Annotated in this window: 28 protein-coding genes and 1 pseudogene; 14 read left to right on the top strand and 15 right to left on the bottom strand. The window is 67.7% G+C overall.

The window, feature by feature from the left end; genetic code table 11:
* The first annotated feature begins 185 nt into the window (after window positions 1–185).
* From AC4D12_RS00530 to AC4D12_RS00545, 4 genes and pseudogenes are all read left to right on the top strand, one after another.
* Complete coding sequence (locus tag AC4D12_RS00530) at window positions 186–554, top strand: DUF7793 family protein (protein ID WP_490947835.1); 369 nt, start codon at window positions 186–188, stop codon at window positions 552–554.
* Window positions 547–1,596 carry a polyphosphate kinase 2 gene (ppk2, locus tag AC4D12_RS00535; RefSeq protein WP_490947836.1) on the top strand — a complete coding sequence of 350 codons (1,050 nt, stop codon included), beginning with the start codon at window positions 547–549 and terminating at the stop codon, window positions 1,594–1,596. Before AC4D12_RS00530 ends, ppk2 begins: the two co-directional genes overlap by 8 nt.
* Before the next feature lie 565 nt (window positions 1,597–2,161).
* The gene (locus tag AC4D12_RS00540) at window positions 2,162–2,995 is read left to right on the top strand and encodes an Atu4866 domain-containing protein (RefSeq protein WP_490947837.1); all 834 of its coding nucleotides are present in this window, start codon (window positions 2,162–2,164) and stop codon (window positions 2,993–2,995) included.
* Window positions 2,996–3,168: 173 nt separating this feature from the next.
* Window positions 3,169–3,342: pseudogene (locus AC4D12_RS00545) on the top strand (DMT family transporter); the annotation flags it as partial.
* Between the two features lie 428 nt (window positions 3,343–3,770).
* Here AC4D12_RS00545 and AC4D12_RS00550 read toward each other — a convergent pair.
* Entirely contained in the window at window positions 3,771–4,037 is a 267-nt protein-coding gene (locus AC4D12_RS00550) for an Atu4866 domain-containing protein (protein WP_490947838.1), read from the bottom strand.
* Window positions 4,038–4,384: 347 nt separating this feature from the next.
* Between AC4D12_RS00550 and AC4D12_RS00555 the strand changes: the two genes are divergently transcribed.
* A complete protein-coding gene (locus AC4D12_RS00555; RefSeq protein ID WP_490947839.1) occupies window positions 4,385–5,215 on the top strand; it encodes a helix-turn-helix transcriptional regulator in 831 nt (276 codons plus the stop codon).
* A 246-nt stretch (window positions 5,216–5,461) separates the two neighbouring features.
* On the opposite strand, the gene AC4D12_RS00560 is transcribed toward AC4D12_RS00555, so the two are convergent.
* Window positions 5,462–7,192, bottom strand: a complete 1,731-nt coding sequence (locus tag AC4D12_RS00560; protein ID WP_490947840.1) for a LamG-like jellyroll fold domain-containing protein — start codon at window positions 7,190–7,192, stop codon at window positions 5,462–5,464.
* Window positions 7,193–7,279: 87 nt separating this feature from the next.
* Entirely contained in the window at window positions 7,280–7,585 is a 306-nt protein-coding gene (locus tag AC4D12_RS00565; protein ID WP_490947841.1) for a metallophosphoesterase family protein, read from the bottom strand.
* Between the two features lie 145 nt (window positions 7,586–7,730).
* Between AC4D12_RS00565 and AC4D12_RS00570 the strand changes: the two genes are divergently transcribed.
* On the top strand, window positions 7,731–7,919 hold the full coding sequence (locus AC4D12_RS00570) for a hypothetical protein (RefSeq protein WP_490947842.1): 189 nt from the start codon (window positions 7,731–7,733) through the stop codon (window positions 7,917–7,919).
* 251 nt (window positions 7,920–8,170) lie between these two features.
* On the opposite strand, the gene AC4D12_RS00575 is transcribed toward AC4D12_RS00570, so the two are convergent.
* Together AC4D12_RS00575 and AC4D12_RS00580 are read right to left on the bottom strand one after the other, a co-directional pair.
* On the bottom strand, window positions 8,171–8,749 hold the full coding sequence (locus tag AC4D12_RS00575; RefSeq protein ID WP_490947843.1) for a DUF4190 domain-containing protein: 579 nt from the start codon (window positions 8,747–8,749) through the stop codon (window positions 8,171–8,173).
* Between the two features lie 55 nt (window positions 8,750–8,804).
* On the bottom strand, window positions 8,805–9,614 hold the full coding sequence (locus AC4D12_RS00580; protein WP_490947844.1) for a phosphatase PAP2 family protein: 810 nt from the start codon (window positions 9,612–9,614) through the stop codon (window positions 8,805–8,807).
* A gap of 156 nt (window positions 9,615–9,770) precedes the next feature.
* On the opposite strand from AC4D12_RS00580, the gene AC4D12_RS00585 reads away from it, so the two are divergent.
* Window positions 9,771–10,433, top strand: a complete 663-nt coding sequence (locus tag AC4D12_RS00585; RefSeq protein WP_490947845.1) for a pyridoxine/pyridoxamine 5'-phosphate oxidase — start codon at window positions 9,771–9,773, stop codon at window positions 10,431–10,433.
* A gap of 4 nt (window positions 10,434–10,437) precedes the next feature.
* On the opposite strand, the gene AC4D12_RS00590 is transcribed toward AC4D12_RS00585, so the two are convergent.
* From AC4D12_RS00590 to AC4D12_RS00610, 5 genes are all read right to left on the bottom strand, one after another.
* On the bottom strand, window positions 10,438–11,478 hold the full coding sequence (locus AC4D12_RS00590) for a zinc-binding metallopeptidase family protein (protein WP_490948751.1): 1,041 nt from the start codon (window positions 11,476–11,478) through the stop codon (window positions 10,438–10,440).
* 24 nt (window positions 11,479–11,502) lie between these two features.
* Entirely contained in the window at window positions 11,503–12,279 is a 777-nt protein-coding gene (locus AC4D12_RS00595) for a sulfite exporter TauE/SafE family protein (protein ID WP_490947846.1), read from the bottom strand.
* 152 nt (window positions 12,280–12,431) lie between these two features.
* Window positions 12,432–12,560 carry a hypothetical protein gene (locus AC4D12_RS00600; RefSeq protein ID WP_490947847.1) on the bottom strand — a complete coding sequence of 43 codons (129 nt, stop codon included), beginning with the start codon at window positions 12,558–12,560 and terminating at the stop codon, window positions 12,432–12,434.
* A gap of 57 nt (window positions 12,561–12,617) precedes the next feature.
* Entirely contained in the window at window positions 12,618–12,887 is a 270-nt protein-coding gene (locus tag AC4D12_RS00605; RefSeq protein ID WP_490947848.1) for a Rho termination factor N-terminal domain-containing protein, read from the bottom strand.
* 128 nt (window positions 12,888–13,015) lie between these two features.
* Entirely contained in the window at window positions 13,016–13,843 is an 828-nt protein-coding gene (locus AC4D12_RS00610) for an aldo/keto reductase (RefSeq protein ID WP_490947849.1), read from the bottom strand.
* A gap of 215 nt (window positions 13,844–14,058) precedes the next feature.
* Between AC4D12_RS00610 and AC4D12_RS00615 the strand changes: the two genes are divergently transcribed.
* Window positions 14,059–14,691 (top strand): GNAT family N-acetyltransferase, encoded by a 633-nt coding sequence (locus AC4D12_RS00615; RefSeq protein ID WP_490947850.1) that lies wholly within the window; start codon window positions 14,059–14,061, stop codon window positions 14,689–14,691.
* Here AC4D12_RS00615 and AC4D12_RS00620 read toward each other — a convergent pair.
* Both AC4D12_RS00620 and AC4D12_RS00625 read right to left on the bottom strand, forming a co-directional pair.
* Window positions 14,688–15,140, bottom strand: coding sequence for an SRPBCC family protein (locus tag AC4D12_RS00620; RefSeq protein ID WP_490947851.1), 453 nt, complete (start codon window positions 15,138–15,140; stop codon window positions 14,688–14,690). The genes AC4D12_RS00615 and AC4D12_RS00620 overlap by 4 nt on opposite strands.
* Before the next feature lie 43 nt (window positions 15,141–15,183).
* The gene (locus tag AC4D12_RS00625) at window positions 15,184–16,185 is read right to left on the bottom strand and encodes an NADP-dependent oxidoreductase (protein ID WP_490947852.1); all 1,002 of its coding nucleotides are present in this window, start codon (window positions 16,183–16,185) and stop codon (window positions 15,184–15,186) included.
* Between the two features lie 125 nt (window positions 16,186–16,310).
* On the opposite strand from AC4D12_RS00625, the gene AC4D12_RS00630 reads away from it, so the two are divergent.
* A complete protein-coding gene (locus AC4D12_RS00630; protein ID WP_490947853.1) occupies window positions 16,311–16,853 on the top strand; it encodes a thioesterase family protein in 543 nt (180 codons plus the stop codon).
* A gap of 205 nt (window positions 16,854–17,058) precedes the next feature.
* Here AC4D12_RS00630 and AC4D12_RS00635 read toward each other — a convergent pair whose 3' ends face one another.
* Complete coding sequence (locus tag AC4D12_RS00635; protein ID WP_490947854.1) at window positions 17,059–18,390, bottom strand: APC family permease; 1,332 nt, start codon at window positions 18,388–18,390, stop codon at window positions 17,059–17,061.
* Between the two features lie 181 nt (window positions 18,391–18,571).
* On the opposite strand from AC4D12_RS00635, the gene AC4D12_RS00640 reads away from it, so the two are divergent.
* Both AC4D12_RS00640 and AC4D12_RS00645 read left to right on the top strand, forming a co-directional pair.
* Entirely contained in the window at window positions 18,572–19,966 is a 1,395-nt protein-coding gene (locus tag AC4D12_RS00640; RefSeq protein WP_490947855.1) for an OFA family MFS transporter, read from the top strand.
* Between the two features lies 1 nt (window position 19,967).
* Window positions 19,968–20,072 carry an MFS transporter small subunit gene (locus AC4D12_RS00645; protein ID WP_490947856.1) on the top strand — a complete coding sequence of 35 codons (105 nt, stop codon included), beginning with the start codon at window positions 19,968–19,970 and terminating at the stop codon, window positions 20,070–20,072.
* A gap of 245 nt (window positions 20,073–20,317) precedes the next feature.
* On the opposite strand, the gene AC4D12_RS00650 is transcribed toward AC4D12_RS00645, so the two are convergent.
* Window positions 20,318–21,391: a hypothetical protein gene (locus AC4D12_RS00650; protein ID WP_490947857.1), complete on the bottom strand. Its 1,074-nt coding sequence runs from the start codon at window positions 21,389–21,391 to the stop codon at window positions 20,318–20,320.
* Window positions 21,392–21,519: 128 nt separating this feature from the next.
* On the opposite strand from AC4D12_RS00650, the gene AC4D12_RS00655 reads away from it, so the two are divergent.
* Entirely contained in the window at window positions 21,520–22,524 is a 1,005-nt protein-coding gene (locus tag AC4D12_RS00655) for an MBL fold metallo-hydrolase (RefSeq protein WP_490947858.1), read from the top strand.
* 43 nt (window positions 22,525–22,567) lie between these two features.
* Here AC4D12_RS00655 and AC4D12_RS00660 read toward each other — a convergent pair whose 3' ends face one another.
* Entirely contained in the window at window positions 22,568–22,882 is a 315-nt protein-coding gene (locus tag AC4D12_RS00660; protein WP_490947859.1) for a hypothetical protein, read from the bottom strand.
* Window positions 22,883–23,059: 177 nt separating this feature from the next.
* Between AC4D12_RS00660 and malQ the strand changes: the two genes are divergently transcribed.
* Both malQ and AC4D12_RS00670 read left to right on the top strand, forming a co-directional pair.
* Window positions 23,060–25,222 (top strand): 4-alpha-glucanotransferase, encoded by a 2,163-nt coding sequence (gene malQ / locus AC4D12_RS00665; protein WP_490947860.1) that lies wholly within the window; start codon window positions 23,060–23,062, stop codon window positions 25,220–25,222.
* A 55-nt stretch (window positions 25,223–25,277) separates the two neighbouring features.
* Window positions 25,278–26,291 (top strand): NAD(P)/FAD-dependent oxidoreductase, encoded by a 1,014-nt coding sequence (locus tag AC4D12_RS00670; protein ID WP_490947861.1) that lies wholly within the window; start codon window positions 25,278–25,280, stop codon window positions 26,289–26,291.
* The last annotated feature ends 37 nt before the right edge of the window (window positions 26,292–26,328 follow it).

Raw genomic sequence — 26,328 nt, forward strand, 5'->3', positions numbered from 1 at the left:
CCATTCCTCGCCCGCCCCGCTGCACCTTCCGGCCGCGTCGGGTGACGCGGCATAGCGCCCGGGGCTATGCCCGTCCACCCCGTCGGAGTGCATGCCCTTCCGCAGCGGCGCCGGCGCTCCTCTGCCACGATGGGGAGTCGGTGTCGGAGAGGCGACCGATACGCACCGCTTCCCGGAGGGTCTGAATGGTTCATCAGCCGGATTCCTTCACGATGGAACGCAGTGGTTCCATCGTGAAGCTGCGATGGAACGAGGGTGTGATCATCACTGTCGCCGACGTCGCGCGCTCGGGAGAAGTGCTGCAGGACCTGACGGGTGGGGACTTCACGGGACTCGCCGTTTATGTGCGGAAGCTGGTGCGGATCGACCCCGAGGCCCGGGAGCTCATCACCACCACCGATATCGGGCCGAAGGTCGCGCTGATCTGCGCTGACCCGGTGGACGCCGTGATCACGGGTTTCGCCCACCAGTCGATGTCGCTCACCCGCTTCTTCAGCGCAGAGGAGGAGGCGCTCGAGTGGCTGCAGGAGGATGACGAGGAGCACGATGACTGACGAGACGACGGACGAGACGACTGACGGGACGACCGCTCAGGCGCGCCCCGTGACCAGCGACGACGCCGAGACGCCCGACGACGCGGGGACGCCCGACGACGCGGGGACGGACGATCCTGGCACCGCCGTCGTCGGCCCCGCGGAGGCGCCCGGTGTGCCGGTGCCGGTACCCGCTCCCCACACGGACGACGTCGATCATGTGGTGCTGCCGCATCCCGACCAGCCCACCTGGCGGGAGGACTACCCGTACGACACCCGGATGACCGAGCGTGAGTACCAGAAGGCCAAGCGGGCGCTGCAGATCGAACTGCTGAAGATGCAGGGCTGGGTCAGGGCGCGCGGTGAGAAGGTGGCCGTCCTGTTCGAGGGGCGCGACGCCGCGGGCAAGGGCGGCACCATCAAGCGTTTCACCGAGAACCTGAACCCGCGCGGTGCCCGTGTGGTGGCGCTGGACAAGCCGAGCGAGAAGGAACGTACCCAGTGGTACTTCCAGCGCTACGTGTCGGTGCTGCCGTCCGGCGGGGAGATCGTCCTGTTCGACCGCTCCTGGTACAACCGTGCGGGGGTGGAGCGCGTCATGGGGTTCTGCACGCCGGCCGAGTACCTCGAGTTCATGCGGCAGGCTCCGGAGCTCGAGCGCATGCTGGTGCGGAGCGACCTGCACCTCATCAAGTTCTGGTTCTCCGTGTCGCAGGAGGAGCAGCGCCGGCGCTTCGCCCAGCGCCACACGGATCCGGTGCGTCGCTGGAAGCTCAGCCCCATGGATCTGCAGTCACTCGACAAATGGGACGCCTACACCGAGGCCAAGGAAGCCATGTTCTTGTCCACGAACACGGCCGACGCCCCCTGGACCATCGTGAAGAGCAACGATAAGAAGCGGGCCCGGATCGAGGCCATCCGCCATGTGCTGTCGGTGCTCGACTACGACGAGAAGGACCACGACGTCGTCGGGACCCCCGATCCACTGATCGTCGCCACGGGCCCCGGCTCCGCCGACTTCCCGTCCGACGGCAACCTGGGCCGGCTCTTCCCCACGCGCTAGGCGGCAGGTCGGCTGGGGCGGCTGGAAGTGCAGGGAGAACGTGCCATATCGACGGTTCCTCTGCCCGTGGTAGGTGTTCGACGGTGCTGAGCACATCTGCGGTTACATCGGTGCCGTCGCAGCGATGTTCGACCGTGTCGCGTTCCTCGATCAGGAACGGACAGTGGGTCAGGACGGCGCCAGCGTCTTCGTGGAAACGAGAGGAGACGTCCTCTCGTCCGCTGAGAAACTCGATGCAGCGCATGAAGACATTCGGCGTCAGAGCGAAAAGCCAAACTGCTCATGGTCCCGGTGCGAGTCAGCAGTAGTGAATGCATGGTGCGCGTTCCTCAGAGGCGCATCGCGGGGGCAAAGGGCCGCACCTTTCTTGGGTGCGGCCCCTTCTCGATTCCTTCACGTCTCATGCAACAGCTTGTGATCACTCATGTTGCCCGCACTGATGCCCGTGAGGTATCCCGCTGCTAAGCGGTGACGTAGGTGTCCTACACCCGGGGTGAGGCGTTGCCTTCCTGCTCTCCTTCGTACTGCCGAGACTGATCAATGTCCGCTCAGCACAGCGCTGGAGATGGACGCAACCTCGACGATTATTGGCGGGCCGTTCGTGCCCTTCAGGAAAACGGAGCACCTCATGAGCACCCCGAACACGACAGACAAAACTTCCTTCGTTCCGACGTGGAACGCGGAGACCTTCCGAACCCTCACAGGTGAAAGCGGGGAACAGCACTTCGCCCTGCTTACCGGCGGAACCGTTCTTACGCTCGATCCGCGTACCGGCGACTTCCCTCGGGGAGACGTTCTCTACGGTGGAGACACCATCTATGGGGTCGGGCCGGGTCTTCTCACGGCCGCCGGCGACGATGGCATGATCCTCATCGACTGTGCAGGAATGACGATCGTGCCGACAGTCATCGACTCCCTCGCGGTCCTCGGACTGCGTAGCAAGCGCACGGACCGGATCGGCACCATCACATCCGGGAATCATATGGACCTTGCTGTCATTCCCACCGAATTCGCCGGCACCATCGCCCAGGCCGCCGACACCCTCATCAACAACCCCGAGAAGGTCATGGCTCTGTTCTCCAAGGGCGAGATCGTGCGATGGGATTACACCAACCTCCGCACGACCTTCAGTGGGTCCGGTACCAGCACCGGACCCCAGGACCTCAGCGACAGCCCCTACCTGGGCATGTGGATCGATGAGAACGACTTCCTCTACCAGGAGCTCACCGCTGACGGCCGCTACGACGAAACCCGAGGAGGCCGACCGCACGCCTACCAGGGACGCTTCTGGATCGACGGAACGCGGATCGACTACCTCGACGACCTCGGCTTTTGGGCTTTCGGCGACTTCGTGGGGGATCGCCTGCATCACGTCATGTACCGGCTCGACCGCAAGTAGTACAGGGCCGTCCTTCCAGCCGCTGCATGTATGAGGGCTGGAAGGACGGATCTACCTGCAACTCACGTGCCTATTGCCCGACCAGGAGCGAGCCAGTCATGAGCAGAACTATCTCGAGGTAGGAGAGTGACCACACGTCGCCCAGCCTCGATTTTCGCCAGCTTGCTTCCCACCAGGCTGTGAACGGCCCTACCTCGGTGTCCTACGGCTCGCCGCTGACTACTACTCTCGTAAATTTCTTCACTGGCACAGTCGTGCTCCTTGCTGCTTGGCTGATGAGGCTCCCTCTGAGCGGTCCAGCCAACGGGCTCCCAGCCGAGTGTTGGGTCACCCTGGTGGGCCCATGAGTCGCATCTTCATGTGCGTCGGGACCGTGCTCGTCCGCAGCCTGGCGGTTCTTTTCACCAGCCTGTGCATGATCGGAGGGGGCAACTCATCGGTTCTCTCCAGCTTGATCTCATAGTTCCCACTTCTGGCACTACTGTCGTCTTTGCAACCGTGGCCGGGACGATCCTGGCGCTTGGTGCCAGCACCCTCTCCACTCTTCCCTAGCCGCGCTTGACGAGGCCTTGATCACAATCGTCCTTCCATGCATGAGAAGGGACTGCTTCCGTTACCGGTGCAGTCCCTTCGTTCTTCATATGATGCTGCGATGGCCTTTACATAGTTGATTTCGCGTTTCACCATCAGGAACTATAGGCAAGCACCGAAATTACGTGAGCATCAATTACTGGGGATCACTGACGGAACTGCCGGAACGTAGTACGGAGGGTGCCTATCCTTTGTCATCTTCGCGGTAAAGCACGAGGTGCTCGTGATAAAGAACTCCGTCCCTGATGTCACCCGTAGCAGTGAAACCGGTGTCGTCCCGGTAATCCAGATGCGATCCGGCGACCTGATAGGTGCCGGTGTAGGCGCTCGTCCTGTTCCCCCTCGCTTCGTCGTACCGGCCGTCGGGAAGAAGCTCCTGACGGATGTGGCCATCGGCTGTTACCCACATCCCGACGACGTGCACGTCGGAGGCTGCTTTTGAGGCACTCATATAATTCTCCTGTAAACACCGCGACTTCAATGGGCTGTCGTCGCATCGCTTCAACAGTAGGAAGTGTTTGTCGAGACGGCGTGGGTGTGCCGCACCTATGCTGCTCGCCGACACCCGACCACTCGAGAACTCGGCGTCTGGTTGTCCCGTAACCCTTGCGTTAGGACCGGCTGCTAGGCGCCTGCGACGCTCAGATCGCGGTTGCCTATCGGGTGTAGCACTGCGCGTTGCATCCCGGGCCGTAGGGCGCTTGAACTGATCGCGCGCACCGCAGGAATCGAGGCAAAGTGAGGCTAGGTGTGGCAGAGCTACGCACGTCCCTCATCAGCGAACATAGGCTGTAATCCATGATCACATCAGATCTCGGTACCTACCTTCGAGTGCAGCGTGCTGCTACCCAGCCCGCGGAGCTAGGGCTGCGCAGCTACGGACCCAGGCGGGTGAGCGGTCTGCGGCGGGAAGAGGTTGCATCAACCGTGGGCATCAGCGTCGATTACTACGCCCGTCTCGAGCAAGGACGTGAGAAGCATCCTTCTCCTCAAGTCATTGAGGCGCTGGCTCGGATCTTCAGACTGACTGGGGACGAGAAAACGCACATGTATCGGCTCGCTGGTCTTGAGCCACCTCTCGCCCGACCCCTGGGAGTGACTCCTTCCCCAAATCTTGTCCGCCTCATCGCGAACTGGCCGTCGCAGCCCGCGCTGATACTCAATCCGACCTTCGACGTACTCGCAAGGAATCGTATCGCTGACATCTTTTTCCCAGGTTTTCGATTCTCCGAAAACCTTCTTGTCATGGTGTTCCTCGATTCTGACGCCAGGACGTTCTACCGGGACTGGGATCAGGTGGCCGAGTACAGTGTCGCAGCGCTCCGATCGGCCCAAGGGATGCCTTCCTCCCGGGCCCGAGCGACACAGATTGCTGAGAAGCTCGTCCAAAACAGCAGCGAGTTCGCAGCGATGTGGCAGAAACACCAGGTACGAACAAAGACACAAGGAGCGAAGCGCTTCCTCCATCCGGAGGTTGGCGAGGTCACTCTGGATTACGAGACGCTGGAAGTCGCCGGCACGCCGGGCCATCAGCTCCTGATCTACCACGCAGAGACAGGCAGCCCGAGTTCCGATGCCCTGGAACTCCTGGGAACGCTGTCCGCAACCGATCAGGCCGAAGATGCCTAGCTGTATCTTGGCCGGGTGACCGATGACCTGCGGTCCGTCGAGTTGTCACCGCGACCACCATTGATTGATGATCTTCCTTCTTTACCGTTTCAGCCTTTCAGCCCTGTGTGAGCGAGCCCTTCGAGGAAGTGGTGCTGCGCGGCGATGAAGACCAGTAGCACCGATTGGTTGCACAACGCACGTGCGCCCCTGCCTTCATAGGTAGGGGCGCACGTTTGTGCCGCGGGAGCACTGAGGGGTGGAGGATCAGCTGGCGGTGGGTTTGCCTCCTACCCGGAACTGGACAGTCAGGGGTTCCGACACCCGTTCCCCAAGGCTCTGGGTGATGGTGAGGTTCCGGTTGCCGGGAAGGACCGGCTTGCGGGTGCTGATCGCCCAATGACCCTCGTCGTCGACCGTTGTTGTCGCGGTCATGCTGCCGGTCATCGTGATGGTCGCTCCCGGCACACCTGTTCCGGTGACGTGCTTGAGCGGCTTGGTTGTGGCTCCGTCGACGGGGCTTGTGAACGCGACGTCGTTGACGTCTGCGCGGGCAGTGAGCCATTCGGACTGCTCGAGGGGGTGATCGACGACGCGTGTCTCACCGATGCATCCGTTCCACCCGTTCGTGGCCTTGTCATCGACCCAGTCGGAGCCGAAGAGCCAGGGCATGTTCTGCTGCAGTCCGTGTCCGATCGTGTTGGTAGCGATTCGAAGCACGGGCGCACCGTCGACGTACATCGTGGTCTCCGCGGTATCGGGCTTGTTGACGAGGGCGACGTGGACCCAGCGGTCGAGGATGATCTCCCCGGACCAGTTGGTGCGGTCACCCTTGGTGGTGTCACTTGGTACTTCTGTCCACTGGAATTCCTTGAGGCTCGATACGCCGAGAGCCGCCGGGCTCGCAGTCCAGTCCCAGCGGGTCTGCGGCACGCCGATCTTCGACCGGTTGCCGGAGCGGACGATCGCCTTCATCCATGCGTTGTCGTCCTCGGTCCACGTCGGGTCGATTTTCAGGAACGTCTCGATCGTGTAGCCGTTCGGGAGGGCAGCGTTGTTGACTGGAGCGTCCACCGGTGTGGTCAGGTAGCTGAACCGGTCGGTGCGTTTGCTCGATCCGGTGAAGCACATGGCAGCGCTGTCGGCTGAGAGGGGGTGTGCGTCGCCGGTGACGGTGACATCGCCGTCCTGCGCGGTGGGGGATCCCGACTCCGCGGTCGTCGCCCGGGTCAGGTCAGCACCTGCTTCGACGTCGGGGATGGTTCCGCCTGCGGGCAGGACGCCTTCCCTGCCGTTCATGCGCCAGTGGGCGAGAGTGCCCTCGACCTCGGGGTAGTCCTCGGTCGAGGCAGGGGGGACGACGACGGGCGCTTCGGGTTCGGTGAAGTCCTTGAGCAGGATCTCCCGGGCTTTCTGCGTCAGAGAGGGCTCGTCCGCGGAGCCGGCAGTGAAGGAGGGGTTGAAGCCACTGAACCTGTCGCGGAAGTCCAGATCGATGGTGAACTGCTGGTTGGGCCCCTCGAGGAATGCCTGGTCGAACGAGGTGAGCATCTCGGTCGGTTTCGACACCACCCAGGGTGACCCGGTCTGCATGGAGATCCGGTTGTTGGTCAGGTCGAACTCGAAGAGCCCGAGGTACCCGTTCCCGCCCTCGTAGGCCATCTGGTAGTCCGTGACGATCTGCGTGACTGTGTTCCCTGCGTCGTTGAGCTTGGTCTGCCGTGCGGCGCCGTGGAAGTGCCCGTTGAGGGTCATGAAGATCTGATCATTGCCGCGGATGAGGTCGTTCCACAGGCGCAGTCCGTAGGCCGTGTCCTTCGGGGTGACGCCGTCGGATTCGATGTCGATGACCTCGTGGGAGGTGAGGATGACGGGCACCGTGGGATGGGCTGCCATGACCTGTTTCGCCCAGTCCAGCGTCGCGTCGGAGGCCCGCCAGGACAGAGCGAGGACCATGAACTCCTGCCCCTCGGCCTCGAAGACGTGGTACTGGTTCATGCCCGTCGGGTCACTGCCGCCGTAGGTCGCTTGACCAGCGGCGCGGTCCTTACCGAAATACTTCAGGTAGGGCTCTCGGGCGAGGTCCTACTCGGTGTCGTACACGGTGTCCGAACTGTTCCGGACGTCATGGTTACCCGCGAGGATCGAGTACGGGAGCGCGGCCTCTTCGAGGGTGCGCATGGCCCGGTCCGCGGTCTGCCATTCACCGTCCTGGTTCACCTGATCGACGACGTCGCCGAGGTGCGCGACGAAGGGGATCTCGAGCTCCTCAGCGTGCGTGGCGAGCCACTCGGTCTGTTCTGCGAACGGGTTGTTGCCGGGCCCGTAGCGGTCCGGGCGCTCGAACTGCGAGGTCGCGTACCGCGAGTAGAACTGGGTGTCCGGAAGCACGGCGAAGGTGAATCGCGACGCCAGATCGCTCGTGGCGTTCGTCTCGGCAGGCGAGTCGACGGATGAGAGGTTGCCAGCGGTGGTGAGGGGCTCATCGATTGCATGAGCGGACGAAGTCCCTGTCGACAGGGACGACCCCGCTGCGATGGTGACCATCGCAAGCAGCGAGGCCACCATGGTCGTGGGCGTCCTGCTCGGGGGAGGAAAGCGAGACGGCCAGGTTGTCCGGCTGGAAGAGGGCATGGGTGCTCCAATGCTGGTGAGAAGAGAGATGGATCTTCGTCCGGAGGAAAGCTTCACCGACCCATGTGAGTTCAATCTTGAGTTGATGTGAACAGGGCGAGAACTTCGGCTCGGTTCACGCGCGCGATGCCGGAGACGACTCTGGGCGGACCTCCAGCGATCGGTCGTGCCAAGAAGCAGGGCCCGCGGGAATCGGAGCCGAGCTTGATGGCGGCCCTGCGGTGTCGCCGCGAGATCCGCGACGAAGAGGGAGGTACTGACCCGACGAGCTCGGAGACAAATTGCGCAGACCTCCCGCTGGGCCCCGGCGGGCCCTCTGCGCCGGTAAGGAGTAGGTGCGGCTCAGCCGCTGTAGCTGCCCGCCGCGCCGAGGCCGGCCAGGATGATGACGAGGAATGCGACTCCGGACAGCACGCCGAGCGCCCAGAGGATGGTGCTGATCCAGCCGAGCACCTTACCCGCGGTGGCCTGGACCCCGAGCTTCTCCGCCTTGCCCGCCTGCCAGATGGCCATGGGCCCCAGCACGATGCCGGCGAAGAAGAGGCCGACGATCCCGAGGATCAGCGAGAGCTGCGCCGCGCTCTCACCGGCGGGCGAGCGCCGCAGCTGACCGTACGGCTGCGTTTGGCCCGGCTGGTAGCCCTGGCCCTGCCCGTAACTCTGGCCGTAACTCTGCCCATAAGTCTGCCCGTAGCCCTGCTGGTACGGCTGGGTCTGGCTGGGCTCGTAGGGCTGCTGGTACGGCTGATCCGCGTCGTACGGCCGGCTGTCGTGGCTGTTCGTCCGGCCGTACGCGCCGCCGTCGTAGGGCTGGGCGTCGGGGCCGTTCAACGGGTTACTCGGCTGGCCGGAGGCGCCGCCGTCGGAGGGTGTGGACTCGTTACCGGAAGAGTGCGGGCCGGTGGTCGGATCGTTCGTCATGGTTGCTCCCCTGCCCGGTGCGCGGTCTGCCGCGCTGTCGTCCCGGTCAGCACCATCATGCCGGTTCGCCGCTGACCTGCCCAGTGTGTCCGGCCGCGCGATGGAGCCGGAACGTGAGGAACAGTCTGTGCGCGGTGATGACGACGGCGAGCCACGCCAGCCCGAGCGTCCACGCGACCAGCACGTCCGTCAGCCAGTGATGGCCGAGGAACACGCGGGTGAGGCCCATCGACACGGCGAACAGCGCCGCGAGGGTGATGGTGACGACGCGCGTGCGGGTGCGTTCCTGCCGCATCACCAGCAGGTACGCGACGATGCCGGCGATGACGAGCGCGTTCAGGGAGTGCCCGCTCGGGAAGGACGGCGAGGTCTCGTACGGGGGCACGGCGAGGTCCATGGGAGGCCGCAGGCGTCCGATGGCATCCTTCCCCGCAACCGTCATCAGCAGCGAGCCGAACGCCGCGGCGGGCAGGAGGATCACGGGCGTCCACGAACGTCGGCGCACGGCGAGCAGCACCATGACGGCGACGGCGAGGATGGGCATGCCCACCGGTCCGCCGATGTTCGTGTAGCCCGTGATGAAGGCATCGACCGGCCCGCTGCGGAGCGACACCGCGAGACCGAGGGCCGGCTGATCGAGCGCGGCGACGCCGTTGGCCTCCACCACGGACTCGTACACCTCCGCGGAGGCCGCGGTGAGCGCCGCGGCGACCCCGCCGCCGACGGCGATGAGCAGCAGCAGTGCGGCGTGTGCACCGATGGCCCGGGCGATCGGACCGACGCACCGCACGAGCAAGCGGCCGAGGGGAGTGGTCCACCGGGTGAGGTCCCGCCGGCCGACATGGGTGTCCTGGTGGAGGGGCATCCATCGACTCTATGACGATGCCGGCAGCGGCGTGGAACCTGGCCGTGGGGAGCGGGTGGGGTTGCCCTCCACGCGGCATCCTGCCCGGCATCTCGTCCAGCGACCGTTCGGCGACCTGCCCGGCACCCCGTGGGAGGCGACGGCTAGGCTGACCGCATGAGCGATATCCGCCAAATCCGCGACATCGTCCGCGGCGTCCCCGTCTTCCCCGACGAGATGCCTCCCTTCGATCCGGAGAATGCACCGGACTCGCCGATCGAGCTCTTCGTCGAGTGGCTCGAGCGGGCGGTGGCCGACGGCGTGATGGCTCCGCACGCCGTGAACCTCGCCACCGTGGACGACGCCGGCGTGCCGGATGCGCGCGTGGTGATCGTGAAGGACGTGACGGCAGCCGGCTGGCAGGTCGCCTCGAGCAGCGACAGCCCCAAGGGCCGCCAGCTGACCGCCCATCCCGCCGCCGCCCTGACGTTCTTCTGGCCCGACGCCGGACGTCAGGTGCGTGTGAGGGGAACCGTGTCCACGGGCACCACCGAGGAGAACGACGCCGACTTCCAGCGCCGCCACCCCGTGGCGCGGGCCCTCGTCCTCGCCGGCAGCCAGAGCGCGCCCCTGAGGGACACGGCCGACGTCGAGACAGCTGTGCAGGAGCAGGTGCAGCGGATCGAGGAGGCGGGTGGTCTCGTGTCCACCACCTGGACCGTCTTCACGGTGGCCCCCGACGCCGTCGAGTTCTGGCAGGCCGATCAGGAGCGCCGGCACACGCGCCTGAAGTACACGCGGTTCGGCGAGGGGTGGCATCGCGAGATGCTCTGGCCGTGAGGCCCTAACCGGCTGTGGGCGGCGCGGCGTCGCCGTCCGGGTGGACGGGTTCCCCGACACGCACGCGCAGCCGGTGCACGAAGTCCAGCTTGTCGATCACCGCGGGTGGCAGCACGAACGGGTAGAGGTCATTGGCACCCATGCTCCTGTTGACCTGGTTGAGCGCCACCGAGAGCGGTATCCACGTCTTCCGCACCACCTCGCCGAAGTCCTCGCTCGTCGCGGGGCCGGGACCCGACGCGAGTCCGTGGTGCAACGCCGTATCCACGGTGTCGCAGATGTGCAGGTAGTGCGCGAAGGTCTCGGCGAAATCCTCGTACGGGTGCATGGTGGCGTACTGCGAGATGAAGCTCGCCTTCCAGTCCTCCGGCGCACCCTCGGCGTAGTGGCGCGTCAGGGCGTCCTTGTAGCTCTCGCGGTCGTCGCCGAAGATGCTGCGCGCGTGGTCCGTCAGGGCGGGGTCCGAGAACACCAGCGTGCCCTCGAAGTAGTGCCCGGTCTCGTGGCGGAAATGGCCGAGCATGGTGCGGTAGGGCTCGTCGAGCTTCGCGCGCATCTTCTCCCGGTGCGAGTCCACGGTCTCGGCGAGGTCGATCGTGATCAACCCGTTCTGGTGGCCGATCACCACCTTCTCCTCCACGCTCGAGAGCAGGTCGAAGGCGAGCCCCCGCTCGGGGTTCTGGATCCTGTCCTCGATCGGCAGCCCGAGGACGTCCAGTTCGTAGATCAGGTGCCGCTTGGACCGCTCGGCGTCGAGGAACTGCGCCAGCCCGGTGGTGTCATGGTCCTCGGGGCGGCTGCGGGTGAGGGTGCAGCTGAAGCACTCGTCGCCGGTCTCCCTCACCAGCCAGGTGCACCCCGAGAGCGTCAGGTTGACGCAGCGCACGAGCGACTGCCCTTCGAGGTCGCGGTACACGCCGTCGTCGTCCAGGGGTGCGAGGATGCGCTCACCGCGGTGGAAGCCGAGGGGCGTGCCGCAGGCGAGGCAGCGGGAGTTCTCGAAGAAGAGCGGCGCCGAGCAGACGGCGCAGGTGAAGCGTTGAATGGGGACTCCCGAGGTGGTGTGCGGTCAGCCGAAGAAGACGATGCGGACCAGTGCGATGCTACCGATCACCAGGATGGTGGCGCGGAGGGCGACGGGTGAGAGCTTCCGGCCCACGCGAGCTCCCACCAGGCCACCGAGCGTTGCGCCGATGGCGATGAGGAGCACGAGGGTCCAGTTGATGGAGTCCCACGCGAACAGCATGAACGTCACCGCTGCCACGGCGTTCACTGCCGTGGTGAGCAGGTTCTTGATGGCGTTGATGCGCTGCAGGCTCTGGATGGTGACGATGCTCATGAAGCCGACGATCAGGATGCCCTGCGCGGCACCGAAGTAGCCCCCGTACACGCCGAGCAGGGCGATGCCGCCGAGCAGGAGCAGCGAACGGCGCGTGCTCGGGGCGGTGTCCGGCGCTTCCTCACCGGCCTTGGCCGCGGCGGCGCGCTGCAGCCGTGGAGCGAGGGCCACCATCACGAGCCCGATGATGATCAGCACGGGCACGATCGCCTGGAAGGCCTCCGCCGGCAGGACGAGCAGGAGCAGCGCGCCACCGATCCCGCCGAGGACCGACAGCGGGAGGAGCCGGACCAGCAGCCGCTTGTTGGCCACGATCTCCCGCCGGTATCCCCACGAGCCCGAGAGCCCGCCGCCCACGAGGCCGATGTTGTTGGAGATGTTCGCGACGATCGGCGGGTACCCGAACAGGAGCAGCGTGGGGAACGTGACGAGCGTGCCGGATCCCACCACCACGTTGATCATGCCCGCCCAGAAGCCGGCAAGAAGGACGACGACGATCTCGAGCACGCGGGTTCCTCTCGGGGGGTGGAGGGAGCCCGCCGGGTCGAGGCACCGCCGTCAGGAAGGCGCGGCTGTCGGCGGAGAAGGGCACCACGCCAAGGATATGGCCGCGCGCGCTTCCCCCACGCCAGAGCCAGAGCCAGAGCCTCGGTCCGGCGTCAGGCGTCCTCGCGGCTGGGGCTCTCGAGGATGAAGAAGGTGGACTGGTTCCCGTCCTTGCGTTGCTCCTGGTAGACGAAGTTCACCTGGCGCTCGTCGAACGTCCGGAACCATTCCTCCCAGCTCACGCGGCGCAGCCCGTCGGGTGAGGTGATCTCCTGCGAGTACTTGATGGACTTCGACGTCTAGGGACCTGTGCGGATCCTGCCGCCGTCGGGCCCGGCACCGAGGTCGTCCGAATCCCCGGACCCGTCGCCGGACCCGCCCGCTCCCGAGGCATGCTCCTGCTTCGCCTGGGCGACGGCGTCGACGAGTTGGCCCTTCCGGCTCCCGGAGGTGCCCGGGAGCCCCTCCTCCTTGGCCTCCTCGCGGAGCTCGTCCACTTTCATGCCGCGCAGTTCCGTCTCGCTGACATCAGGGGTGTTCGGGGTCTGGTTGCCGGGTTCGCCCGCCATGCTGATCTTGCTTCCGGTCGATGCTCCCGCGCAGGCCGTTCAACCCGGCCCGTGAGGAACTGAGCGTGCTTACTGCCCTCCCGGCGGGCGGAGCCGGTGTCAGCAGAAGAGGCGACTCTAGGAGTGGTTCAGTGGCCGAACTCGTCGGAGTCCACGACGTCCGCATCCTCGCCGTCCGCCGTGTAGACCGCGGCGAGCTCGGCGCCGGAGAGCTCGAAGTCGAACACGGCGAGGTTCTGCGCCAGCCGGTCGGGGTTCGAGGACTTGGGGATGGCGACGAGCCCCTGCTGCACGTGCCAGCGCAGCACCACCTGCGCCGGCGTCCGGCCGTGCGCTTCGGCGATCGCGGCGATGCCCGGGTCGTCGAGGAGACCGCTTCCCTGGCCGAGGGGGCTCCAGGACTCCGTCACGATGCCGTGCTCGTTGTGGAAGGCCCGTTCCTCGATGCGGGGTCGCTCGGGGTCGAGCTGGATCTGGTTGACGTCGGGGACCAGCCCGGCGTCGATCACCTGCTGCAGGTGCGCGGGTGTGTAGTTGGACGTGCCCACTGCGCGGACCAGGCCCTCCTCCAGGAGGTCGGCGATGCCCTGCACGGCTTCGACATGGCGGCCCTGCGCAGGGTTCGGCCAGTGGACCATCAGGAGATCGATGTAGTCGACCCCGAGGAGCCCGGCACTCGTTTCGAACGCACGCCGCACGTCGTTGCGGCTGTGGTGCTCACGGTTGAACTTCGTGGTGATGAAGAGCTCCTCGCGCGGAACACCGGAGCGGCGGATGCCCTCGCCCACACCCTTCTCGTTGCGGTAGTTCTCCGCGGTGTCGATGAGGCGGTACCCCGCCCGGACGGCGGTGTCGACGGTCCCGGCCGCCTCGTCGTCGGTCAATGGCCACGTCCCGAGGCCGATCAGGGGGAGGCGCGCACCGCTGCGCAATTGGACGGTGGGGGCGAGTGCCATGGGGGAGCTCCTGATCGGGAAGGGGTACCACGTCACCCTTCCGTCCTGGCGGGTTCCACGTCAACCCGCTACACGAGAGGCGAAGGACGCGCCACTAGCACCGCGGCAGACTGTCGGCAGTAATAAGTACACTTAATTTCTCCGAAAGACTTCAGCAGGCCTATGGTGCGTGTATGGCTCAGCAGCGGGCCACGATCCGTCTTCGTGGAGCTGCTATGTTCACTTTCCCGTTCGTCGAACACCGTCCTGCAGGCATGACGCCTCCCACCGACAGCCATGTCGACTGGAATGCAGCACCTGCCGCGCTTCCTTCCCCGGCCTCGCGGCTGGACGAGTCGGAGTTCCCCGGCGATCTCACCGTGGTCAGCACCCGGCACCTCCGTGTCCTGTGCAATCAGACGTACCGTCAGCTTGACCGCGACTTCCCGCCCGCCGAGGCGATCTACCAGTACGAGGAGCTCGTCAGGGAGATCGAACGCCGCGAGGTACAGGCCGAGAGCAACAAGCCACCCGTCAGGGTGCGCACGGGCTTCCGGGACAACGCGCTGTTCTCGCGCTTCGAACTCTTCAGCGACGGCACCATGGTGGGCCATGTCAAGTACGAGCTGAAGAGCTCCTACGCCGTGCTGATCCAGGCCGTAGTGGACCCCCGTTTCGATCCCACGGACGTGGAGCCGGCACTGATCCGCCAGGTGATGCTCAACGCGCACCGTCGCCGGATCTCCGTGGTGCCCTACTGCCCGCGGGTGAGGAACTTCCTCCGGGAGTTTCCCCAGTACCGCACCCTGCTCACGCCGGAGCAGCGCAAGAGGCTCGACTCCGTGCGGGTGTCCGTCCCGGAGGCCTAGGCCCGCTCCGGGGCGACCAGGTGTGCGTTCCGCACCTCGATCAGCCGGCGGAGGTACGGGCGCAGCAGGACGCGCTCGACGACGGCGCCCACCGGTCCGAAGGGCGCGGTGAACGTAATCCTGTCCACCATGGTGGTGACGCCGTCGTCCGTCGAGAACTCGTGGACGTGCCGGACGGCGCGGAACGGCCCGCGGACCTGCTGGTCGACGAAGCGGTGGGGCGCCTCGTACTCCGTGATGGCGCTCGTCATCCTGATCGGGACACCGAAGTGGAAGGCCCGCCACGTGACGTGCTGGCCCATGCCGATCAGGCCCGTGGTCACCCCGCCCACGGCCCGCTCGCGGGAGAACCGCATGGACTCCGTGTGGGCGTCGATGCTGCGGGAGCGGTCGAACAGCTCGGCCTGTGCGAGGCGGGTGGTGGTGGTGCAGGTGAATTCGACGGTCATGACGGCAGTATCCCAGCGTGTCCGGCCGTCCCGTGCCGGGGCCTCAGACGCGCACGAGCATCTTCCCCGTGTTGGCGCCGCCCATCATGTCGAGGAAGGCGTCCACCGCGTGGTCGATACCCTCGACGACGGTCTCGTCGAACACCACGCTGCCGTCGGAGAGCCAGCGTGTCATCCGCTCCGCGAACTCCGGCTGGAGGTCCTGGTGCTCGGACACGATGAATCCCCTGAGGGTGAGCGATCGCATCACGAGATTCGCCATGTTGTCGGGACCCGGTGTCCGCTCGGTGGCGTTGTACTGCGAGATGGCGCCGCAGAGCGCCGCGCGCCCGCCGGTGTTCAGGCGGTCGAGTGCCGCTTCGAGGTGGTCGCCGCCCACGTTGTCGAAGTAGACGTCGATGCCGTCGGGGCTCGCATCCCGCAGCTGCCGCCGCACGGGTGCGTCCTTGTAGTTGAAGGCGTCGTCGTACCCGTAGCGCGTTCGCAGGAGGTCCACCTTCTCGGCCGATCCCGCGGACCCGATGACGCGTGAGGCGCCGAGGAGGCGTGCGATCTGCCCGGCCATCGAGCCGACGGCGCCGGCCGCGCCCGAGACGAAGACGACGTCGCCCTCCGTGAGCCCCGCGATGCGCGTGAGCCCGGCGTAGGCGGTGAGACCGGGCATCCCGGCGGCGCCGAGGAACACGGACAGCGGGAGATCGGTTTCCGGCAAGGGCGAGAAGTGCGCGGCAGGGCCCTGCGCGAGGTCGCGCCAGCCGAGGTTGTGCAGCACCGCGGTGCCGACGGGAAGGGCTGATGACGCCGACTCGACCACCCTGCCCACCGCGCCGCCGGTCATCGTCTCGCCGAGGCCGAACGGAGGGATGTAGGACTTCGACTCGTTCATGCGTCCGCGCATGTAGGGGTCCACGGAGACGAACTCGTTGCGGACGCGCACCTCGTCCTGGCCGAGGGGCGGCAGGTCCACCGTGACGGTGGAGAAGTTCTCGGCCGTGGGGGTCCCGACGGGCCGGGTGGCGAGCTGGATCTGCGTACTGGCGGTCATGAGTGCTCCTTCGGCGAACGTGGTTCCGTGGTGCTTCCTCACGGCGGCAACGGGTGGTTCCGGGTCCTTATTCCGTGGTGCACCGCCCCGTGCCGTTCCACGTTACCGGTGAGTAATATGAGCGCATGCACCTCCTCCTGCGCACGTTGCTGCTGCTGGTCGTGTCCCGCCGCAGGCCGCCGCTGCGCATCTGGGACGCGGGCAGCACCTCCCTGACGGTGCTGCTGACAGACATCGACATCGCGATGCATATGAACAACGGCATGTACTTCTCGGTCTTCGACCTGGGCCGGTTCGACCTCATGGTGCGCAGCGGCGTGTGGCGTGAGATGCGGCGCCGCGGGTGGAGCCCCGTCGCGGCGGGGGAGACGATCAGCTTCAGGAAATCGCTGCGTCTCGGGCAGCGGTACTCGATCGAGACCCGCATCATCGGGCTCGACGAGCGTGCCATCTACTTCGAGCAGCGCGCCGTGGTGGACGGCGAGATCTACGCCCGCGCGTACATCGGCACGCGACTTGTCTCGACGGCGGGCCCGGTCGGCATGGACGACGTCGTCGCGGCGTTCGGCACGCCGCCCGCCGACATGGTGCTGCCCGCATGGATCCACGAGTGGCGGCTGAACACCACTCTTCCCAGCACCCGGAGACCGGCACCGCACGTCTGGTGATGGCGCCGGTACCCACTGGGGCGCCATGGTCGGTTCACGCGATGCGCGGACGGTGCAGCGCCGCGCGAGGAGGTGCACCCGGCTCGGGGTCAGGGCCCATCGGGGCCGTCACCTCTTGCGTGCCCACGTAAGTAGCCAGAATGCGGGGCCCCACCTCGTTCTCTCAAGGTGGTGTTCGCCTCCGAGGTGCCCGGCTGATCCGGGGCTACTGCCCGGACGACGCCCTTGCCGCCCTGCCGCGCACCAGGCGCTGGAGCCCGAAGAGCGCCAGGCCCACGGCCAGCAGGATGCCGGTGCGCAGCCAGATCTCCCCCGTCTGCTGTGTGAGCAGCAGGACGCAGGAGGCGATGGCGAGGTACGGGAAGACCACCGGGATGCGGAAGTGCTCGTGATCCACGCGGTCCTTCCGGAGCACGATCACCGCGATGTTGGTGCTGAGGAACACGAAGAGCAGCAGGAGCACCACCGTGGAGGCCAGGGACTCCAGGCCGCCGGTGAGGGTCAGGATCATGGCGACGGCGGTCGTGGCGACGATGGCCACCCACGGGGTTCGGCGCTGGGGGAGCACCCGGCTGAAGACGGAGGGGAAGAGGCCCTGCTCGGCCATGCCGTAAGTGAGGCGGCTGGACATGATCATGGTCAGGAGCGCGCCGTTGGCGACGGCGATCAGTGCCACCAGGCTGAACAGCCAGGTAGGGATGCCCGCTCCTGTGGCCGCGACGACGTCCAGAAGGGGCGACGTCGAACCTGCCAGCTGCTCGGGCGGCATCGCGGCCGAGGACGCGAGCCCGATGAGCAGGTACACCACGCCAGCCGTCATCAGCGCCCCGAAGAGTGCACGCGGGTAGACGCGGCTGACATCCTTGACCTCCTCGGCCACGTTCGCGGAGACCTCGAAGCCGACGAAGGAGTAGTAGGCGATCAGCGACCCCGCGAGCACCGCGGAGGCGGGGCCGACGCCGGGCGGGAACTCGTTGACGCGGGAGAGGTCCCCGTTGCCGCCCGCAATGAACACGCCGACGACCACGATCACGAGCACCAGCCCGGAGACCTCGATGACCGTCATGACGACGTTGCTCCGCACCGACTCCTTGATACCGCGCATGTTGAGCAGCGCCAGCAGCACGAGGAACACCAGTGCCGCGGGGACCGCCGGTACGTCGATGAACGTGGTGAGGTAGCCGCCGGCGAAGGCCTGCGCGAGCCCGGCCGCGCTGGTGACTCCCGCTGCGAGCATGCAGAAGCCCACGAGGAACGAGATGAACGGGGTCTTGAAGGCCCGCTCGGCGAACACGGCCGCCCCACCGGCCTTCGGGTACTTCGTCACGAGTTCGGCGTAGGAACCCGCGGTGAGCAGCGCGAGGGCGAGAGCGACCATGAGCGGCATCCAGATGGCGCCGCCCACTTCGGCCGAGATCACCCCCACGAGCGCGTACACGCCTGCTCCCAGTACATCGCCGAGGATGAAGAGGTAGAGCAGGGGTCCGGAGATGCCCCGCTTCAGCTTGGTGTCGGGGACATGTGCGAGTGTGGCCATGGGGCAGAGTGTAAGCAGAAGTGGTAAGCACCCTTCCTGTGAGTTGTGCGACTTGCGCATTTCGTCGCGCCACGACTACCGCCCGTCGTAGTGTTTTCCCAGTTCGGTGTGATGCACCGCATACTTGCCTTCATCAACGATGGCCGTGGGGCGGCCACTCACGCTCACAGAGAGGTATCCGATGAGTTGGCTTGACCGCGAACGAACCATCGCGCCACCGGGATTCAACCGCTGGCTCATTCCACCTGCCGCACTGGCCGTTCACCTGTGCATCGGCCAGGCGTACGCCACCAGCGTGTACAAGACCGCACTGGTGGAACATTTCGACTCCAACCTGACCCAGATCGGCATCATCTTCTCGATCGCGATCGTGATGCTGGGTCTCTCCGCCGCCGTGCTGGGCACCTGGGTGGACCGCAACGGGCCGCGCAAGGCCATGTTCACCTCGGCCCTGTTCTGGACCACCGGCTTCCTCGTGGGAGCACTCGGCATCTTCACCAGCCAGCTGTGGCTCGTCTACCTCGGCTACGGCGTGATCGGCGGCATCGGGCTCGGCATCGGGTACATCTCGCCCGTCTCCACCCTCATCAAGTGGTTCCCCGACCGCCCGGGGCTGGCCACCGGCATGGCGATCATGGGCTTCGGCGGTGGCGCGCTCATCGCGAGCCCGCTGTCCACCCAGCTGCTGCGCATGTACGACCCCAACTCGGGCGCCGAGGGCTGGGTGGCGAGCGGTGACGCCGTCGGCAAGCTCTTCCTGACGCTCGCCGTGATCTACCTCGTGTACATGATGTTCGGAGCCTTCACCATCAAGGTGCCCGCGGACGGCTGGAAGCCGGACGGTTTCGACCCGTCGCAGCTCAAGTCGAAGCCACTCGTCACCACGGACAACGTCTCCGCCTCGAATGCCATCAAGACCCGCCAGTTCTGGCTCGTCTGGATCGTGCTGTTCTGCAACGTGACCGCCGGCATCGGCATCCTGGAGCAGGCCTCGCCCATGATCCAGGACTTCTTCCGCGGCTCGGACGGCTCCACTGCGGTGACCGTCGCGGTCGCCGGTGGCTTCGTGGGGCTGCTCTCGATCGGCAACATGGCCGGCCGGTTCATCTGGTCGTCGACGTCGGACATCATCGGACGCAAGCGGATCTACATGGTCTACCTCGGTGTCGGAGCGGCTCTCTACACGGTGCTCGCGCTGGCCGGGGCGTCCACCACGCTCCTGTTCGTGTTCCTCGCGTTCGTGATCATCTCCTTCTACGGTGGCGGCTTCGCGACCGTGCCGGCCTACCTCCGCGACCTCTTCGGCACCTACCAGGTGGGCGCCATCCACGGCCGTCTCCTGACCGCGTGGTCGGCTGCGGGTATCGCCGGACCCCTGATCGTCAACGCGTTCCTCGACGCGCAGGGCACACCGGGCCAGCTCACCGCAGGCGCCTACCAGCCGGCACTGCTCACCATGGTGGGCCTGCTGATCGTCGGCTTCATCGCGAACCTGCTCATCAAGCCCGTGGATCCCCGGTTCCACGAACCCACCAAGGCAACATCGACACCCCGAGAATCCGTAAGGGAGGCCTGACATGGCCGGAGCACGCATCGCCGTCGTCTGGGCACTCGTGGGAGTGCCCCTCGCCTATGGCGTCTTCCAGACGCTGACCCGGGTGCCCGCGCTCTTCGGAGGCTGACACCCAGCAGCGCCCGTTCGACACGGAACCGCCGTCGGGAATGACGGCGGTTCCGTGCTGTCCGGGACGTCACCGCCGGCCTCCGTGATCGGTGCCGCCGCGGCGGGTGCTCATCCCCGGGGGTACTGCACCCGTGCAGGGGAGCAGTACCCCCGGGTCTACGTCCTGCGGGGCATGATCGGCGACGCGCGTAGCCTTCATGAATGTCATCTGCAGCCATGCTGGTTGGTCGCTCTCCTGGAGGTTCAGTCCGTGAGTACCCATGCGCCGTCGTGGACGGACCGCCGCCAGTACTGCCGCGGCTCGATCCACTCGCGGGCGACGTCGGTCAGCCAGATGGTGGTGTCGGGGTTCCAGCCGGTGATGACCGACGCGCGCGTCCCGTCCACCTCGATGCGCGACGTCGCGCAGCGGAGGTAGGCGAAGGCGGTGAGGTGGACGGCATCCCAGACGGCGGCGACCGACTGCCAGTCGGGGATCACCCACGGTCCGTCCCGGCCCGTGACGGCGAACCAGGAATGGCGGCGGGACGCCGTGACGTCGAGCGGGTGATCACGGCAGAGGCTCGCCCAGTCGTCCGCCGTCACGATCTCGAACGTCCGCCCGAGACCGCGGACGGATACCGCTGTGGCAACCTTCTCGGCCGGCGCATCCTCGACGAGATCGAGGGCTTCGGGGACGCGGGTGACCGTCTGCAGCAGGCGCTCGGCGTGAGACCACCACGTGCCGCCGTAGGGCGCCCGCGGGTCGGTAGGCCGATCGTGGTGCGCCCGTTCCTCCTCCGCACGGGCGGCGGCCGCCCAGGCTTCGAGCTCTCCGCCCGGATCGCGGGGGAGCCGGGCCGGGTCCGCGGCGCCGCGGAAGCCGATGTGCCACTGGGAGGTCTGCCGGGGCGCTCGGAGGGACCTGCCGAGCGGCGTCCCCATGACCTGCTCGGCCAGGGGCAGCAGCGCGTGCCGGATCTCCGGCAGTGCCGCCATGATGTCCTCGCCGTCGGGTCCCTGCCAGCCGCGGGCCGTGGCCACGGACTCGGCGAACGCCCGGTGGATGCGGCGTTCGTCGACGGCGGTCGGATCCACGCCTCCGAGGAGACGGGCCACCTCCGATACCGCCGGTGGTCGCGGTGCTTCCCGCACCAGCGTCGGCGGGTCGTCGTCGAAGCTGGCGACCAGGTGCGCGCGCGCAGTGCCCATGTCGGGATCGAGGGAGCCGGCGAGGTGCAGCACCGGGGACCACAGGTCCTGGGAGAGCTCCAAGGCCAGCTCGAGGCAGAGTCGCCGCCCACGCGGCCCTTCGAGCAGCTCCTCCCCGCGAGTCATGGCGTCATCCTCGCACGCGGGCCTCGACGTCGAACCAGCCCGCTCCTGCAGACCCGCCCCCGCTGCCGCCAACGAGCGCCGGTGAACCACCGCCGCACTGGTTCAATGGAGCGGACCCCGGAGGACGCATGGAGAATTCGAGCACGCACCAGCAGCAGGCCCTCGAGAGCGGCGAGCTCCCGCCCCTCGAGCAGGTGCGCGACGACGTCTGGGCGCTCGCGCAGCCGATGCCGGGCGGCCACCTCGCCTACTCCCTCGGCTATCTACTCGTGGGACCCGGCGGCGTACACGTGGTCGATCCGGGGTGGGACTCCGACGAGAACTGGGCGCGCCTGACAGGCGCACTGGAGAGCATCGCGCCGAGGGCGGAGGTCCAGGGGATCACCGGCACGCACCTGCACCCGGACCACGTGGGCATGGCTGCCCGGCTCCGCAAGGCCACGGGCGCGCCGCTCGCGCTGCACCACATCGAGCGGCGCACGCTCGAGAGCCACCGCGACCGGGTACTCGACGTCGGCGCCGCTCGGCGGCGGGTCGCCGGGTGGGGCGTTCCGGATGAGCGTCACGACGAGCTGGCACAGCACCTCGACCGCTCGCCGCCCAGCCTCTCCCTCGCCGTCGATCAGGGACTGTCCGACGGCGAGACCCTCGACATCCCCGGCTTCACACTGACCGTCATGGCGACGCCCGGTCACACGGCCGGGCACATCTGCCTGCGCGACGACGATCGCCGCCTGCTCCTCACCGGTGATCACGTCCTGCCGAACGTCGTGGCGGGGCTGGGACTCGGGGGAGCGACGTCGTCGAACGCGCTCGCCGACTACCTCACCTCCATCGACGCCGTGAAGCGCTACCCCGAGTACGAGGCGCTGCCGGGACACGGTTTCCGTTTCCGCGGCCTCTCCGAGCGCGCCTCGGAGTGCGCCGCGCACCACCTGACGAGGACCCGCGAGGTCGCAGCGGCGCTGGCGCGGGCCGACGCCGACGGGACCGAGCCCACGGTCTGGGAGATCGCCTCACACCTCACGTGGACGGCCGGGTGGGAGGGCCTCCACGGCTTCCAGCTGCTCTCCGCGCTGTCGCAGACCGAGATGCACCGCGACTACGTCCGTGGACACGACCTGCCTGCCTGACACGTCGGGACCGCCCCGTCCGCGGAGAACGGCGGGTAGGGCCTCAGCCCTCGTCCCACCCCGTGCCCTCGCGGAACGCACCCACGCGCCGCCCTGAGCCGGCCTCGAGGGAGTCCTCCGGATCCTCGAAGAGCTCGCCGGAGTCCGCCTTGCTGTGCAGGAGGAGCTGCTCCGCCTCGGCGCGCGCGTCCTCGATCGTGTCCGCAGCGATACGGCTGCGCGCCGGTAGGGCATCCAGGTGCACCACCCGCTCCGCGTTCTCGCCGAGCGGGATCGTGACGCCGTCGCCGTCGTCGTCGAGCGGTACCTCGGCCCCGCCACTCTCAGCAGGGACCACGTATTCGAGGAAATAGGCCATGGGCGCCACAGTGCCACCGCGGCCGGCGCGCCGGCCAGCAGTGAGGTGACCGAGGGTCCGGTTGCCGGTCGATCACCGGGCTGCGAGCCGTCCGCGGTGCCCCGGCGGCCCCGTCAAATCGCCGGTGGCGGGCATCTGCGGATGCAGCACCCCCTGATGCATGCCTAGATTGAAGGCATGGCCGACACGACACAGCACGAAGAAGCAGCCCCGAGAACCCCGACACCGCTCGAGCAGCTCGCCGAAGCGCACCGCGTGGGCACCACCTTCAAGGGCTGGGACGGCGAGCCGGCCACGGTGTTACCCGAGACCCTCGTCACCGTCCTCGGCGCGCTCGGCGTCGACGCCTCCTCGGAGGATGCCATCGCCGCAGCGCTGGAGGACGTGGACGCGGGGCCGTGGCGGGAGGTCCTGCCGAGCGTCGTCGTCGTACGCCGCAGCGACGCCGACCACATCACCCTCCACGCCCCCGCAGGGGCGGAGGCGGAGTTGTGGCTCGTGGACGAGGACGGCGTGCGTTTCACCGGGACGGTGGGCGACGCCGTCCGCTCCCGGGAGGTGGACGGCCGCACCATGGAGCGCCGCGAGGGCCGGCTGCCCCACGACCTGCCGCTGGGCTGGCACACGCTGCACGCCACGGTGGACGGGCAGGAGACCTCCTGCTCCTTCGTGGTGACGCCGGACGCGCTGAGCACCACGGCCGCGCTCATGGAGAGCCGCACCTGGGGGCTGATGGCGCAGCTGTACTCGGCGCGGTCGTCGTCGTCCTGGGGTATCGGGGACCTCGCGGACCTCGGCGGTATCGCCCAGGCCGCGGCACAGCACGGCGCCCGGTTCGTTCTGGTCAACCCGCTCCACGCCGCCGAACCCACCCCGCCGGTGGAGCCCTCGCCCTACCTGCCGACCACGCGCCGCTACTTCCACCCGCTGTACCTGCGGATCGAGGACATCCCCGAATTCGCGCGGCTCGACGACGCCGGCAGGGCCCGCGTGCACGAGCTCGCCGCGGGCTTTGCGACCGCCAACACGAGCATCGACCTGCTTGACCGCGACACGAGCTACGCCGCGAAGCTGGAGGCCCTCGAGCTGATCTTCGCCGTCCCGCGCCCCGAGCAGCGCCAGCACGCCTTCGACGACTACCGGGCCCACCAGGGCCAGGGCCTCGCCGATTTCGCCCTCTGGTCCGCGCTCGCGGAGACCCTCGCGCCGGGCTCGCCGGAGTGGGACGACGTCGGCCGCCCCGGCTCGGACGCCGCCCGCACCTTCGCCGACCAGCACGCGGCGCGGATCGAGTTCCACGAGTGGGTGCAGTGGCTCGTCGACGAGCAGCTCCAGGAGGCGCAGCTCGAGGCCACCGGTGCGGGCATGGGCATCGGCGTCATGCACGACCTCGCGGTGGGTGTGCACCCGAGCGGCGCGGACGCGTGGGCGCTGCAGGACGTCCTGGCGAGCGGTATCAGCGTGGGCGCACCCCCGGACATGTTCAACCAGCACGGCCAGGACTGGAGCCAGCCACCGTGGCACCCCGAGCGCCTCGCGGAGTCGGGGTACGCCGCGTTCCGCGACATGCTGCGGAACATCCTCCGCCACGCCGGGGGCATCCGGGTGGACCACATCCTCGGGCTCTTCCGGCTGTGGTGGATCCCCCAGGGCCAGGCTCCCGGGGCGGGCGCCTACGTCTACTACGACCACCGGGCACTGATCGGCATCCTCGCCCTCGAGGCGGAGCGTGCCGGCGCCGTGGTGGTCGGCGAGGACCTCGGCGTCTTCGAGCCGGGCGTCCAGGAGTACCTGGCGGAGCGCGGCATTCTCGGAACCTCCATCCTCTGGTTCGAGCAGGACGACGACGGCCCGCTGCCGCCCGAGAGCTACCGTCGGGGCTGCCTCACCACGGTGACCGTGCACGACCTCCCACCGAGCGCCGGCTACCTCGCGGGGGAGCACGTGAAGCTCCGCGAGCGGCTGGGCCTCCTGAGCCGACCGGTGGAGGAGGAGCAGGCCGAGGACAGGGCAGTGCAGGAGAAGTTCCTCACGCTGCTGCGCGAACGCGGGCTCCTCGCCGAGGGTGAGGCGGGAGTGCAGGAGACCGTCGAGGGCCTGCACCGGTTCATCGCTCAGACGCCCTCGGTGCTGCTCGGCGTCGCGCTCGCGGACGCTGTGGGCGAGCGCCGCACGCAGAACCAGCCCGGCACCAATGACGAGTACCCGAACTGGCGCATCCCCCTCGCAGATGAGGACGGCAAGGCGGTGCTGGTGGAGGATCTCGCCGGGAGCGAGCGCTTCGCGTCCCTCGTGCGCGCGCTCGGCCGCGAGGTCGGCATCGCACCCCCGGAGGCCTGACCGCAAGCAGAATCTGCGACGCCGCGGGCCCGGGTGCGCGTGGTCGGATGGTTGCATGGAGACGCAGGGGACGTACGACGTCGTGATCGTGGGCGGCGGGGTCGCCGGCCTCACCGCCGCGCTGGTGCTCGGGCGTGCCCGACGGGCGGTCGCGGTGATCGACGCCGGTGCGCCACGCAACGAGCCCGCTCACGCCGCCTACGGCTACCTGACCCGCGACGGCACGCCGCCCGCCGAGCTGGTGGAGCTCGGACGGCAGGACCTCGCGCCCTACGCGGTCACCTTCCTCGACGGGTCCGCGCGGCAGGTGACCCCGTCCGACGACGGCTGCTCGGTGGAGCTTGACGACGGCCGCTCAGTCCCGGCCCGCCAGGTCCTCCTGGCGACGGGTCTCCGGGACGTCCTCCCGGATGTCCCCGGTGCCCGCGAGGCCTGGGGGCGCGGACTCCTCCAGTGCCCCTACTGCCACGGCTGGGAAGTGCGGGACGGCACGCTCGGTGTCCTCGGCTCGTCCGAGGCGTCGGTGGACCAGGCGGTGCTGCTGCGGCAGTGGTCCGACGACGTCACGTTCTTCCCCCACCTGCTCGGTCCGGTGTCCGATGACGACGCGGACCGACTCCGCAGCCGCGGCGTACGCATCGTCGAGGGGATGGTGGCCGGCTTCGAGCTGGCGTCGGCGGATTCGGAGGCGAGGCCGGACGCGGGCGACGCCGATGATTCGTCCGATGCTCCCGGGGTGCCGCGTGCGCTGCAGGCGGTCCGGCTCGACGACGGCTCGGTGATCCCCTGCTCCGCCCTCTTCTGCGAACCTGGTGCGGATGTGGGGTCGCCGCTGATCGACGCCCTCGATTGCGACCGGCGGGACGACGGCTGCCTCGAGACCGACCACCTGGGCCGCACCTCGGTGGCACGCGTGTGGGCTGTGGGTAACCTCGCCGACCCGGCGGCTCAGCTCCTCCCGGCGGCGGGGGACGCCTACCGGGTGGCCGTCGCCATCAACGCGATCCTGGTGCGGGAGGAGTGCGACGCCTGCCTCGAGGTGAGGCGGCCGGTGGAACAGGGCGTGTGACGGCCGGGCAGCCAACCCGGGAGGTCTGACGGGTAGT

The organism is Arthrobacter sp. TJ-266 (assembly GCF_058269115.1).

Excerpts from the sequence above, each read along its gene's own strand:
- malQ (WP_490947860.1), top strand. The coding sequence starts at position 23,060 with ATGGCCGACACGACACAGCACGAAGAAGCAGCCCCGAGAACCCCGACA.
- AC4D12_RS00630 (WP_490947853.1), top strand. The coding sequence starts at position 16,311 with ATGCACCTCCTCCTGCGCACGTTGCTGCTGCTGGTCGTGTCCCGCCGC.
- AC4D12_RS00640 (WP_490947855.1), top strand. The coding sequence starts at position 18,572 with ATGAGTTGGCTTGACCGCGAACGAACCATCGCGCCACCGGGATTCAAC.
- AC4D12_RS00655 (WP_490947858.1), top strand. The coding sequence starts at position 21,520 with ATGGAGAATTCGAGCACGCACCAGCAGCAGGCCCTCGAGAGCGGCGAG.
- AC4D12_RS00660 (WP_490947859.1), bottom strand. The coding sequence starts at position 22,882 with ATGGCCTATTTCCTCGAATACGTGGTCCCTGCTGAGAGTGGCGGGGCC.
- AC4D12_RS00550 (WP_490947838.1), bottom strand. The coding sequence starts at position 4,037 with ATGAGTGCCTCAAAAGCAGCCTCCGACGTGCACGTCGTCGGGATGTGG.
- AC4D12_RS00580 (WP_490947844.1), bottom strand. The coding sequence starts at position 9,614 with ATGCCCCTCCACCAGGACACCCATGTCGGCCGGCGGGACCTCACCCGG.
- AC4D12_RS00650 (WP_490947857.1), bottom strand. The coding sequence starts at position 21,391 with ATGACTCGCGGGGAGGAGCTGCTCGAAGGGCCGCGTGGGCGGCGACTC.
- AC4D12_RS00615 (WP_490947850.1), top strand. The coding sequence starts at position 14,059 with ATGTTCACTTTCCCGTTCGTCGAACACCGTCCTGCAGGCATGACGCCT.
- AC4D12_RS00555 (WP_490947839.1), top strand. The coding sequence starts at position 4,385 with ATGATCACATCAGATCTCGGTACCTACCTTCGAGTGCAGCGTGCTGCT.
- AC4D12_RS00530 (WP_490947835.1), top strand. The coding sequence starts at position 186 with ATGGTTCATCAGCCGGATTCCTTCACGATGGAACGCAGTGGTTCCATC.
- AC4D12_RS00620 (WP_490947851.1), bottom strand. The coding sequence starts at position 15,140 with ATGACCGTCGAATTCACCTGCACCACCACCACCCGCCTCGCACAGGCC.
- AC4D12_RS00605 (WP_490947848.1), bottom strand. The coding sequence starts at position 12,887 with ATGGCGGGCGAACCCGGCAACCAGACCCCGAACACCCCTGATGTCAGC.
- AC4D12_RS00670 (WP_490947861.1), top strand. The coding sequence starts at position 25,278 with ATGGAGACGCAGGGGACGTACGACGTCGTGATCGTGGGCGGCGGGGTC.
- AC4D12_RS00625 (WP_490947852.1), bottom strand. The coding sequence starts at position 16,185 with ATGACCGCCAGTACGCAGATCCAGCTCGCCACCCGGCCCGTCGGGACC.
- AC4D12_RS00560 (WP_490947840.1), bottom strand. The coding sequence starts at position 7,192 with ATGAACCAGTACCACGTCTTCGAGGCCGAGGGGCAGGAGTTCATGGTC.
- AC4D12_RS00585 (WP_490947845.1), top strand. The coding sequence starts at position 9,771 with ATGAGCGATATCCGCCAAATCCGCGACATCGTCCGCGGCGTCCCCGTC.
- AC4D12_RS00610 (WP_490947849.1), bottom strand. The coding sequence starts at position 13,843 with ATGGCACTCGCCCCCACCGTCCAATTGCGCAGCGGTGCGCGCCTCCCC.
- AC4D12_RS00540 (WP_490947837.1), top strand. The coding sequence starts at position 2,162 with ATGGACGCAACCTCGACGATTATTGGCGGGCCGTTCGTGCCCTTCAGG.
- ppk2 (WP_490947836.1), top strand. The coding sequence starts at position 547 with ATGACTGACGAGACGACGGACGAGACGACTGACGGGACGACCGCTCAG.
- AC4D12_RS00570 (WP_490947842.1), top strand. The coding sequence starts at position 7,731 with ATGGTGACCATCGCAAGCAGCGAGGCCACCATGGTCGTGGGCGTCCTG.
- AC4D12_RS00575 (WP_490947843.1), bottom strand. The coding sequence starts at position 8,749 with ATGACGAACGATCCGACCACCGGCCCGCACTCTTCCGGTAACGAGTCC.
- AC4D12_RS00635 (WP_490947854.1), bottom strand. The coding sequence starts at position 18,390 with ATGGCCACACTCGCACATGTCCCCGACACCAAGCTGAAGCGGGGCATC.
- AC4D12_RS00645 (WP_490947856.1), top strand. The coding sequence starts at position 19,968 with ATGGCCGGAGCACGCATCGCCGTCGTCTGGGCACTCGTGGGAGTGCCC.